The sequence below is a fragment of the Vibrio kagoshimensis genome (genome assembly GCF_050337535.1).
Classification (GTDB): Bacteria; Pseudomonadota; Gammaproteobacteria; order Enterobacterales; family Vibrionaceae; genus Vibrio; species Vibrio gallaecicus.
This window is the reverse complement of the sequence record NZ_JAKJSZ010000007.1, coordinates 1-11703: the sequence shown is the minus strand read 5'-3', so window position 1 is coordinate 11703 and position 11703 is coordinate 1. Positions and strand designations below refer to the sequence as shown.

General features: G+C 41.8%; 7 protein-coding genes, 2 tRNA genes, 1 rRNA gene and 1 other annotated feature. Of the genes, 6 read left to right on the top strand and 4 right to left on the bottom strand.

The genetic code is table 11. The annotated features are described in order from the left end of the window. Positions 1–248 precede the first annotated feature (248 nt). The 4 genes from pheA to L4C37_RS07620 all read right to left on the bottom strand — a co-directional run bounded on the left by pheA (position 249) and on the right by L4C37_RS07620 (position 4767). Positions 249–1424, bottom strand: coding sequence for a prephenate dehydratase (pheA, locus tag L4C37_RS07635; RefSeq protein ID WP_372267841.1), 1176 nt, complete (start codon positions 1422–1424; stop codon positions 249–251). A 12-nt stretch (positions 1425–1436) separates the two neighbouring features. Beyond that, positions 1437–1557: a sequence feature (Phe leader region), on the bottom strand. Between the two features lie 112 nt (positions 1558–1669). Beyond that, on the bottom strand, positions 1670–2005 hold the full coding sequence (hpf, locus tag L4C37_RS07630; protein WP_137374579.1) for a ribosome hibernation-promoting factor, HPF/YfiA family: 336 nt from the start codon (positions 2003–2005) through the stop codon (positions 1670–1672). Positions 2006–2468: 463 nt separating this feature from the next. Continuing rightward, positions 2469–3902, bottom strand: coding sequence for an MltF family protein (locus L4C37_RS07625; protein ID WP_429768273.1), 1434 nt, complete (start codon positions 3900–3902; stop codon positions 2469–2471). A 139-nt stretch (positions 3903–4041) separates the two neighbouring features. Next, the gene (locus L4C37_RS07620; protein ID WP_137374581.1) at positions 4042–4767 is read right to left on the bottom strand and encodes an outer membrane protein assembly factor BamD; all 726 of its coding nucleotides are present in this window, start codon (positions 4765–4767) and stop codon (positions 4042–4044) included. A 138-nt stretch (positions 4768–4905) separates the two neighbouring features. Between L4C37_RS07620 and rluD the strand changes: the two genes are divergently transcribed. From rluD to L4C37_RS07590, 6 genes are all read left to right on the top strand, one after another. Next, entirely contained in the window at positions 4906–5880 is a 975-nt protein-coding gene (gene rluD, locus L4C37_RS07615) for a 23S rRNA pseudouridine(1911/1915/1917) synthase RluD (RefSeq protein ID WP_004735031.1), read from the top strand. Between the two features lie 2 nt (positions 5881–5882). Continuing rightward, complete coding sequence (gene pgeF, locus L4C37_RS07610) at positions 5883–6623, top strand: peptidoglycan editing factor PgeF (protein WP_429768272.1); 741 nt, start codon at positions 5883–5885, stop codon at positions 6621–6623. 135 nt (positions 6624–6758) lie between these two features. Next, positions 6759–9332 (top strand): ATP-dependent chaperone ClpB, encoded by a 2574-nt coding sequence (gene clpB, locus L4C37_RS07605; RefSeq protein WP_273296114.1) that lies wholly within the window; start codon positions 6759–6761, stop codon positions 9330–9332. 561 nt (positions 9333–9893) lie between these two features. Then, positions 9894–11448 (top strand): 16S ribosomal RNA (locus L4C37_RS07600). A gap of 91 nt (positions 11449–11539) precedes the next feature. Next, positions 11540–11615: transfer RNA gene (locus L4C37_RS07595), tRNA-Glu, on the top strand. Positions 11616–11617: 2 nt separating this feature from the next. Beyond that, positions 11618–11693: transfer RNA gene (locus tag L4C37_RS07590), tRNA-Lys, on the top strand. Positions 11694–11703 lie beyond the last annotated feature (10 nt).

The window sequence follows — 11703 nt, the reverse complement described above, 5'->3', positions numbered from 1 at the left end:
AATTTTGGCGTATAAGCCTATATCAGTTATAGATTGGGTGCTATTTATTAGACCTTATTCCGTGATCTGTTGTTATGGGAATAGAGTTTTATATCAAAGTTAACTATTGTTCTCTGTTAAGACCGTTCAAAGTTCAGTTGATTCAGCACGGTTGTTCTTAAAAAGATACGTGACATTATCAAAGTCACGGATGACTGCCTCGAACGTTATGGGGTACACATTGTTCGAGACAGTGATGTACATATAAGCTACTGAAGTTTTACTTGCGTTGCTTTGATATTTTCACTTGGGTAACAGCCTAGTACTTTTAAGTGCGTAGTGAGCTTGGTGAGCTCCGCAATTGCATGCTGCATGTTTTCTGAATCTAGATGAGCTTCTAAATCGACATAGAACATTTCTTCCCAAGGGTTCCCCATGATTGGACGAGATTCAAGTTTGGTCATATTGATGTGATGACGCTGCAGAACTAACAAGCTTTCAACCAGAGACCCAGCCTCTTGTGACGTTGACATAATCAGAGTCGTCTTTGCTGGAATTTGTGTAGAAACTTCAACAGGTTTACGCGCTACGACAATGAAACGAGTATGGTTTTCTGTTTGGTTTGCAATATTTCCCTGTATAGATTGTAAGCCATACAATTTACCGCTTGAAGCGTTACCAATTGCGGCAACATCATCACTACCTAATTCTTTCACTTTCATCATCGCATCCGCGGTACTTGCACATGATTCAAGTGTTACGCCATTTAGTCTGCTTAGAAACTCGCTGCATTGCTGATGTGGCTGTGGATGTGAGTAAAGAGTCTTGATGTCTTCAATTCTGATATCGTTTTTAGCGACTAAGCAGTGCTCAATTGGCTGTGATAGTTCCCCTACGATGTAAAGAGTCGTGTGCTGAAGTAGGTCGTATACTTCATTGATAGAACCAGAGCTCGTGTTTTCAATAGGAAGCACACCGTAATCGGCATGACCTGACTCAACTGTAGTAGTTACTTCTTTAAAGTGACCGCAGTTAAGCTCAATCAGCTCCATATTTTTACGGCTGAAATATTCTCGGCTTGCTAAATGAGAGTATGAGCCTTTCGAACCTAGAAAAGCGACTCTTGCAAGTGGCTTACGGCTCTGCGGGTTCGCTAAGTTTTGTAAGTAAGATTGCTGCAGTAAAACAGAATCTTCGATGATGGTATGGAAAAGCTTAGTAATATATTGAGCATCGAGTTGATATTTATCTTTGCCATTATTAATCAGTTTTACTAAAAGCTGTTGCTCACGTTCAGCGTCACGAACAGGTTTAGAGGTTTCTACTTTACTTTTAGCAACTTCAATACTGAGTTGTCTGCGTTCTGAAAGTAGAGATAGTAGTTGGTCATCCAGATCATTTAAGCGAAGGCGAATCTCATCTAGAGAAAGATGGCGGTCAGTCATGAATTTTTCCTTATAAAAAAGCCTCCCTTATTTGGGAGGCTTTCTGTTCGTTTTTGACTTGTTTTTCTAAAACGACTTAGCCTCCGATTTACGGAAGAAAAAAGAAGTCAAAAATAAACAGGTGTTGGTTATGCATAAAATGTGATTTTTTTATGAGTGTTTAACCACAATAAGCAAGCGTTGTTCGAGCGTCAAGCAAAAAAATAGCGCCATAGAGGCGCTATTCTCGAATCTTCGGATTTCCTTTATTCAACTTCGGCTTCTAGCTCTTCTATTTCTGGTTTTTCTGAACGGCGAGCTTCAGGTTTATGAATGAGTTTATTAAGTTGACGTTCTAGTTTTTGTTCAACTTCGTTGATTGCTACGTATAGGTCATCATGAATTGATGAAGCAACCAGTTTTCCTTTTGGTACTGTTAGTACGGCTTCGAATTTCTTTTTCTTATTTGGTTCTTCGCTAAAGCTTGCTTGGCATCCAATGATGTCGATTTGCCATTTATCAAGCTTGTTAAATTTACTTTCAATGTGCTCACGGATTGCAGAGGTGATGTCGATATTTTTACCAGTGATGTTCATTTTCATAGATTCTTTCCTCTGTGGTATCCCTTATGGGTTAACTTCAGATTACTGTTTCAAGGAATAAAAAACGTGATAAAGATCACTTTTGTGGCTAGAGAGATTATTATTAAAATCAAATGTGATCTTACGCAAACCTTTGTTCTTAAAATAATAAAACTGCTTGTTATCAATGACAAAAAGTCTAAATTGGAGGCAGGGTTTCGCTAAAAATTATTGTTTTTAGGGGTGTTATACAGCCGTAAAAAATGAATGATTAAAACTTCACCATTTGTTTTAATAAGCACTTGATAGGATAAATGCTTATTAAAATGATGTTTTGTTCGAAAGCTCTTAGCAACCAATAAATACTCGAATTCAATAAAAAACCGCTTAGCTGTATTAAAGCGGTTTTTTTGGTTTTTAGCTTGTATCGTCTTTAGGGGAAATTATATTCCCTGCCGGTCTATGACAAAGTTAAGGAAGGTCACTATTTAAAGCTTGCGTTGTTTTTAAGTAACCGCGCATTGCCTGATCCTTTAATCGCTTGTATTGCCTCGAGTTGTTTGTAAATTACATAGTAGCGATTGATGTTCGTTACATAAGTAACAGGTTCTTTACTCACGTATTTTCGGGTGATGATTTCAACATTTTTAAACCACACATTTGGGTTATACCCTTTTGTCTTCGCCAGTTTTCTCATCTTTCTTATTTTAGCTGGACCAGCGTTGTAGGCCGCTAATGTAAAATATATTTGGTCATCAGGGCTTATTGCTTCATCGTTAAAATATCTATCTTTGATAAACCGCATGTACTTGATACCAGCATGAATATTATTGTCGACTTTATGTATGTTAGGAATGTTGACGTTTTTATCTCTCGCGGTACTCGGCAGGACTTGCATAACTCCAATCGCGCCTTTATGAGATACGCGGCTTTGATCTAATCCCGATTCTTGAAAACCTTGAGCAGACATCATTAATGGATCGAATTCGTACTTACTTGAATACTTTTGAAAGACTTCAGATAAATTCGCAACTCGGTCCACTTTTTTGGGGTTAAGCACTCGGCTTAACCAGCGTGTATTATCGATATACTTTTGATAAATTACATTGCCTAGTAATGTTCCGGAGCGGGCGGTTTTTACGTATTTGTTAATTTCTTTTTTTAATTGCGGACTATTTTTTCTTAAAGCCCAAGCTATTTTGCTATTTTCACGTAAAGGCAGAGATTCATGTATTTGTATGTTATCCATAACATTCAGCCACAGCCTAGCTTTATGGCTGTCTAGGATAGTGCTCTCTATGTAGCCTTGGTTCACCAGCTCAATTAATTCGTAATCTTGAAGGGATTCTTCAATGAAGTGAACATAAACTGGGGGCAAACCCTTCTTATTTAGTTCTTCATTCACTCGTTGGATACTTTCAAAGTAGCTAGAACTAGCTCTTATCCAAACTTCTCGTCCACTTAATTGATCAATTGAAGTAAAGCTTTCAGTTTTTAGACCTGTAATGAACAGCTCTTTGCCGTTTTGGATCATTGGGTTAGCAAAGTCGATCACTTTCAGTCTTTTGTCGGTAATGGTCAGGTTAGCTACTGCAACATCACCATAACCAGACTTTAAAGAGGGAAGTAAATCGTCACGTTGTACGGGAATGATTTGTACATTTAGATAGGGGTTTTTCTTTTTTAAGCTTTTTTCAAAGTGGTAAAGCATCTCAGCAATAATGCCTTTGGGTTTTCCATCTTCTATAAAATAAAAACCAAGATCAGCCGAAACAAGCACTCTCACTGTGCCTTTTTTCTTTAGTTGATCTAGGTCTCCCACGTAAGGGGCTTTACTTAATGGGGATAGCTCTAATGCATTTAAAATCGGAGTAAATCCGACAATTAAAATGAGTAATATCAACCTGCTCACATCCACACTCCATGTTGATGTTATGTTAATAGTTATTCATTAAAGATACCGTTTACAATGCGATTCATCAAGTTTACGATTTTTGACGAAAAAAAACGCACTATAAAATAGTGCGTTAGATTTGTGTGTGTCCCACATACATAACTTATAGAGGGTTTAGCTCGATAAGTTGTTCTGTTCTTTTCGCTGCGTCATCTAATTTTAATTGGCGGTAAGCCTCCAATTGAATATCTAGTGATTTTCTTGCAGCGATAGTGTCTGGGTATGTTTTTTGTAGTTCTTGACTACGGTTGATCGCCGCAATCCATGCTTCGCGCCGCAAGTAAAAATCAGCCGTCGCTAAATCGTATTCTGCTAAACGATTTTTTAATGCAAACATACGTTTTTGCGAATCTTCAGCGTATGGGCTTTCAGGGAAACGTTCGAGTAACTTTTTAAAATCAGCAAAAGCAAGTTTTACAGGCTCTGGATCTCGGTCACTACGATCTATATTGAATAGGTCGTGCATAAAGTTTCGGTCTTGAGCCATGTGTGTTAGCCCGCGCATGTATAGCACCCAGTCCTGTTTTTCATGAGTTGGGTTTAGGCGTAAAAATCGAGAAATGGTTGCCAAGCCTAGCGCAAGGTCGTCATTTTTGTAGTAAGCGTAGATTAAGTCGAGTTGCACTTGTTCAGAGTAAGCACCGAAAGGGTAGCGAGAGTCTAGTGCTTCTAACTTTTCTATTGCTGTTAGCCAGCTACCACTTTGCAGGGAAACTTGAGCTTCTGAATAGAGAACCGATGGTGGAACATCAGGAACTATTTCGTTGCTACTTGAACAGCCAACTAACAATGTTAATGCCAATAGGCCCGATAAAGTAAAGTGTTTCATGTCCGGGGTCGATTCCTTGAATTTAAATATTTCGTAAGCTTCCGTTACTTTCTAACCAGTAACAGATACAATGATGCAATTATTCTATTTTATCCATACTAATGGGTATTAGTCTCACGGTTTTTAAAAAAGTTCGATATGGCTCAGCAGATAACATTAACAGACACAGTAAAAAGCAGCCAGTTAGGTCAACGTTTAGACCAAGCTGTCGCTGAACTATTTACCGATTTTTCTCGCTCTCGTATTAAAGAGTGGCTTCTTGACGGCAAAATCCAAGTGGATGGCGAAGTTATCACTAAACCGCGCACCATAGTTTTGGGCGGTGAAGCGATCATCTTACAAGCAGAGCTTGCGGATGAAGAGCGCTGGGAAGCACAAGATATTCCGTTAGACATTGTCTATGAAGATGATGATTTATTGGTTATCAATAAACCTCGCGATCTGGTTGTACACCCAGGCGCAGGTACGCCGGATGGAACCATACTAAACGCATTGCTTTTCCATTACCCTCAGATTGCTGAAGTACCTCGTGCGGGTATTGTGCACCGTCTTGATAAAGACACAACTGGTCTTATGGTTGTGGCTAAAACGGTTCCAGCTCAAACTCGCCTTGTACGAGCTCTTGCTAAACGTCGTATTACTCGTGAATATGAAGCAATTGCAATTGGCAAAATGACAGCGGGTGGTGTGGTTGAGAAAGGCATTAGCCGTCATGCAACTAAGCGTACTTTAATGGACGTAAATGAATTAGGTAAGCCTGCGGTAACTCACTACCGTGTTGCTGAGCACTTCCGCGAACATACTCGTATTCGTCTGCGCCTAGAAACGGGTCGTACTCACCAAATCCGTGTTCACATGTCATACCTTCAGCACCCGCTGTTAGGTGACATTGCGTACGGTGGTCGTGCTCGTATTCCAAAAGGTGCATCTGAAGAGCTGACGACAATGATTCGTTCTTTTGATCGCCAAGCTCTGCATGCTGTAATGCTTAAATTTGTTCACCCTATTACTGGTGAAGAAGTTGAGTTCCACGCTCCTGTCCCAAATGACATGGTTGTGATGGCAGAAGCACTACGCGTTGATGCTCGCGAAAATCACGAAGACGACATTTAATTATGTCGACTATCATCCCTAACTGGAATTCGCCTTCGAATGTCAAAGCATTTTCTTCGACAAGAGTAGGTGGTTTTTCAAAAGATGAATATCGAGGGTTAAACCTCGGTACTCATGTTGGGGATGACATTAATTTGGTTCAGAAGAATCGAAAATATCTTCAATGCCAAGAAGACATGCCTAGTGCTCCTGTCTGGTTAAATCAAACTCACTCTACCCATGTGGTTGAAGTGCTGAAGCCTACTCTAGAAGTTTTGGATGCAGATGGCGCATTTTCAATGTCTCCAGGTGTCGTATGCTCTGCAATGACAGCCGATTGCCTTCCTGTATTGCTGACGAATACTTCAGGCACTCAAGTTGCAGCCGTTCATGCGGGGTGGCGTGGTCTTGCTGGTGGCATTATTGAAAATGCGATAGCCAAGTTTAAAGAACATGATCCACAAAGCGAAATTATGGCTTGGCTTGGTCCTGCAATTGGTCCATCAGTATTTGAAGTGGGAAGTGATGTGGTTCAAGCCTTTGTTGATTTTGATTCGAACGCGAAAGCTGCATTTCAAACAAAACCTGAACAGGACAAGTGGTTGGCGAATATGTCTCAATTAGCTCGTCAGCGTTTGAACTTAGCAGGAGTCACTGAGATCTCAGATTCAAATCTTTGTACTTACTCAGATCCTGATTTATTTTATTCATACAGAAGAGATGGAATAACAGGACGTCAGGCAGCATTCATCTGGATGACGTAACGCTTCTATATAACCTCAATATCTTTTCGATTTGTTCGATCTCATATCTTTATCTCCCCCCTTGAAAATTCACGTTACCGTATCCATCTTCTAACCATAAAGAAAACATAATCTTAATGAGTTAGGAAGGTTGGAATGCGTCTTGATCGTTTCACAAGTAAATTTCAAATTGCGATATCTGATGCACAGTCACTAGCACTTGGTCGTGATCATCAATATATTGAGCCCGTACATTTAATGGTTTCGTTATTAAACCAAGATAGCAGTGCCATTCGTCCATTACTGACGATGCTAAATGTTGATGTTGTTCAGTTACGTTCGAAACTGAGTGAAATGCTCGACCGAGTTCCTAAAGTTAGCGGAATCGGCGGTGATGTCCAACTTTCCAGTGCCATGGGCACGCTTTTCAATATGTGTGACAAAGTGGCGCAAAAGCGTCAAGACACATACATCTCTTCTGAAGTGTTTCTACTCGCAGCAATCGAAGATCGAGGACCTCTAGGTAACTTGTTAAAAGAGTTAGGGGTAACTGAACCGAAGTTGACTCAAGCTATTGAAAAGATTCGAGGCGGACAAAAGGTGGACGACCCGAATGCTGAAGATAGACGACAAGCTTTAGAAAAATTTACTATAGATTTAACAGAGCGTGCAGAGCAGGGGAAATTGGATCCTGTCATTGGGCGTGATGATGAGATCCGTAGAACTATTCAAGTATTGCAACGCAGAACTAAGAATAACCCTGTAATTATTGGTGAACCTGGTGTAGGTAAAACGGCGATTGTTGAAGGACTGGCACAGCGTATTATCAATAATGAAGTACCTGAAGGCTTGCGTGGTCGACGTGTCCTATCGTTAGATATGGGCTCATTAGTCGCAGGTGCGAAATATCGAGGCGAATTTGAAGAGCGCCTCAAATCAGTACTGAATGAGCTTTCTAAAGAAGAAGGCAACGTCATACTATTTATCGATGAACTTCATACCATGGTTGGTGCGGGCAAAGGTGAAGGTTCTATGGATGCTGGGAATATGCTTAAACCAGCACTTGCACGAGGTGAACTTCATTGTGTAGGAGCGACCACTCTTGATGAATACCGCCAGTATATCGAAAAAGATCCAGCTCTAGAGCGTAGATTCCAGAAAGTACTCGTTGATGAACCAACAGTGGAAGACACAGTTGCGATTCTTCGTGGGCTAAAAGAACGTTATGAGCTACATCATCATGTAGAGATTACAGATCCTGCAATTGTCGCTGCCGCTAGTTTATCCCATCGTTATGTTTCAGATCGTCAGTTACCAGATAAAGCGATCGATCTTATTGATGAAGCAGCTTCAAGTATCCGTATGCAAATTGATTCAAAACCTGAGTCTTTAGATAAGTTAGAGCGGAAAATCATTCAACTTAAAATCGAGCAACAAGCTTTAACTAATGAGAATGATGAAGCAAGTAACAAACGTTTGAATACACTGCAAAATGAATTGCTTGATAAAGAGCGTGATTTTGCAGAGCTAGAAGAAGTTTGGAATGCTGAAAAAGCAGCACTTTCAGGCACCCAACATATTAAAGCCGAATTAGAACAGTCTCGCATGGATATGGACTTTGCACGTCGAGCGGGTGATCTAAATCGTATGTCTGAACTTCAGTATGGACGAATCCCTGAACTAGAGAAACAACTGGATCTTGCCACGCAAGCTGAGATGCAAGAAATGACGTTGCTGCGTAATAAAGTGACTGAAGCTGAAATTGCAGACGTATTGTCAAAGCAGACAGGTATACCCGTTTCAAAAATGTTAGAAGCTGAAAAAGAAAAGCTTCTCAAGATGGAAGGTGTTCTGCATAACAGAGTAATAGGTCAAGCTGAAGCGGTTGAAGTAGTTTCTAATGCAATACGTCGTAGTCGAGCAGGGCTCTCTGATCCAAATAAGCCTATTGGGTCTTTCCTATTTTTAGGACCTACAGGGGTTGGTAAAACGGAATTATGTAAGACGCTCGCAAATTTCATGTTTGATAGCGATGATGCCATGGTTCGAATTGATATGTCTGAGTTTATGGAGAAGCACTCTGTTGCTCGACTTGTTGGTGCACCTCCTGGTTATGTAGGGTATGAAGAGGGTGGGTACTTAACTGAAGCTGTCAGACGAAAACCCTATTCCGTTATTTTACTTGATGAAGTAGAGAAAGCTCACCCTGACGTTTTTAATATATTACTCCAAGTTCTAGATGATGGTCGTTTGACTGATGGGCAAGGAAGAACGGTTGATTTTCGTAATACAGTTGTAATCATGACTTCTAATTTAGGGTCATCACGAATTCAAGAAAACTTCCATTCACTTGATTATCAGGGAATCAAAGATGAAGTTATGGAAGTGGTAGGTAAGCACTTTAGACCAGAGTTTTTGAACCGTGTTGATGAAAGTGTTGTTTTCCATCCGTTAGGGCAAGAACATATTAAATCAATAGCATCGATCCAGTTACAGCACCTTAGCAAGCGAATGGAAGATAATGGATATGAGTTAGAAGTAACAGCTCCAGCGCTAGATCTCATTGCTCAAGTCGGCTTTGATCCTGTTTATGGCGCTCGTCCATTAAAAAGGGCAATACAACAAAGTGTAGAGAATCCATTAGCAAAAGCGATTTTAGCAGGCAAAGTTGATCCAGATAAGAAAGTTCAGTTGCGTGTAAGTAATGACAAGATTGTTGCTCATCAATAGTGGTGATGTTCTTCGTGCTAATAAAATAATCTAATTGATGGAAATATTATCGCTTTGGTTGTTTTGTGTTCATGTGAATGGTTAATCGTAATTTTTCCTTGAACTCACTAAATTAGTCTCTATAATCCGCTCTCGTTGTCAGGCAAGATTAAACAGTTTCCTGAAGCGATAGCGGTTAATTTATTAATAAATTAAGCCTAGATAATTAAAGCTAAAAAAGTGTTTGACACTGAGTTTTGATTCGCTAGAATGACCGTCCACTTGAAAGGCTTCATTAACTTGAAGTGTTGAAAGTAAAGCTCTTTAACAATTTAAACCTATCAATCTGTGTGGGCACTCGTTGATGAATATCAAAATTTGTTTTGCATTAGCAAAGCAAGATTTCCTCGGAAATCAATTTGGTTTCAATGAACTGAGTGACCAATACAAAATTAAGTTTACTTAATTTTGGCACAGTCAATTCATTACCATTCTGTTGGAATGGTAATAGCTTTAGAATTACATGTTTACTTCGGTAAATATTAGTTTTGAAGTCAGTATTCATTGAGCCGACAAAATCTTAAATTGAAGAGTTTGATCATGGCTCAGATTGAACGCTGGCGGCAGGCCTAACACATGCAAGTCGAGCGGAAACGACAACATTGACTCTTCGGATGATTTGTTGGGCGTCGAGCGGCGGACGGGTGAGTAATGCCTAGGAAGTTGCCCGGTAGAGGGGGATAACCATTGGAAACGATGGCTAATACCGCATAATCTCTATGGAGCAAAGCAGGGGACCTTCGGGCCTTGTGCTACCGGATACGCCTAGGTGGGATTAGCTAGTTGGTGAGGTAATGGCTCACCAAGGCGACGATCCCTAGCTGGTCTGAGAGGATGATCAGCCACACTGGAACTGAGACACGGTCCAGACTCCTACGGGAGGCAGCAGTGGGGAATATTGCACAATGGGCGAAAGCCTGATGCAGCCATGCCGCGTGTATGAAGAAGGCCTTCGGGTTGTAAAGTACTTTCAGTTGTGAGGAAGGGGGTAAGCTTAATACGCTTAYCTCTTGACGTTAGCAACAGAAGAAGCACCGGCTAACTCCGTGCCAGCAGCCGCGGTAATACGGAGGGTGCGAGCGTTAATCGGAATTACTGGGCGTAAAGCGCATGCAGGTGGTTCATTAAGTCAGATGTGAAAGCCCGGGGCTCAACCTCGGAACTGCATTTGAAACTGGTGAACTAGAGTACTGTAGAGGGGGGTAGAATTTCAGGTGTAGCGGTGAAATGCGTAGAGATCTGAAGGAATACCAGTGGCGAAGGCGGCCCCCTGGACAGATACTGACACTCAGATGCGAAAGCGTGGGGAGCAAACAGGATTAGATACCCTGGTAGTCCACGCCGTAAACGATGTCTACTTGGAGGTTGTGGCCTTGAGCCGTGGCTTTCGGAGCTAACGCGTTAAGTAGACCGCCTGGGGAGTACGGTCGCAAGATTAAAACTCAAATGAATTGACGGGGGCCCGCACAAGCGGTGGAGCATGTGGTTTAATTCGATGCAACGCGAAGAACCTTACCTACTCTTGACATCCAGAGAAGCCAGCGGAGACGCAGGTGTGCCTTCGGGAGCTCTGAGACAGGTGCTGCATGGCTGTCGTCAGCTCGTGTTGTGAAATGTTGGGTTAAGTCCCGCAACGAGCGCAACCCTTATCCTTGTTTGCCAGCGAGTAATGTCGGGAACTCCAGGGAGACTGCCGGTGATAAACCGGAGGAAGGTGGGGACGACGTCAAGTCATCATGGCCCTTACGAGTAGGGCTACACACGTGCTACAATGGCGCATACAGAGGGCAGCAAGCTAGCGATAGTGAGCGAATCCCAAAAAGTGCGTCGTAGTCCGGATTGGAGTCTGCAACTCGACTCCATGAAGTCGGAATCGCTAGTAATCGTGAATCAGAATGTCACGGTGAATACGTTCCCGGGCCTTGTACACACCGCCCGTCACACCATGGGAGTGGGCTGCAAAAGAAGTGGGTAGTTTAACCTTTCGGGGAGGACGCTCACCACTTTGTGGTTCATGACTGGGGTGAAGTCGTAACAAGGTAGCCCTAGGGGAACCTGGGGCTGGATCACCTCCTTATACGAAGATATCGTTGATGAGTACCCACACAGATTGATTAGGTTTAGAAAGTAAAAGAGAYGAAGAACTCCCAAGTTCTTCAATATCCAGTGTCCCGTTCGTCTAGAGGCCTAGGACACCGCCCTTTCACGGCGGTAACAGGGGTTCGACTCCCCTACGGGATACCATTGGGTCGTTAGCTCAGTTGGTAGAGCAGTTGACTTTTAATCAATTGGTCGCAGGTTCGAATCCTGCACGACCCACCATTCTTTCTCC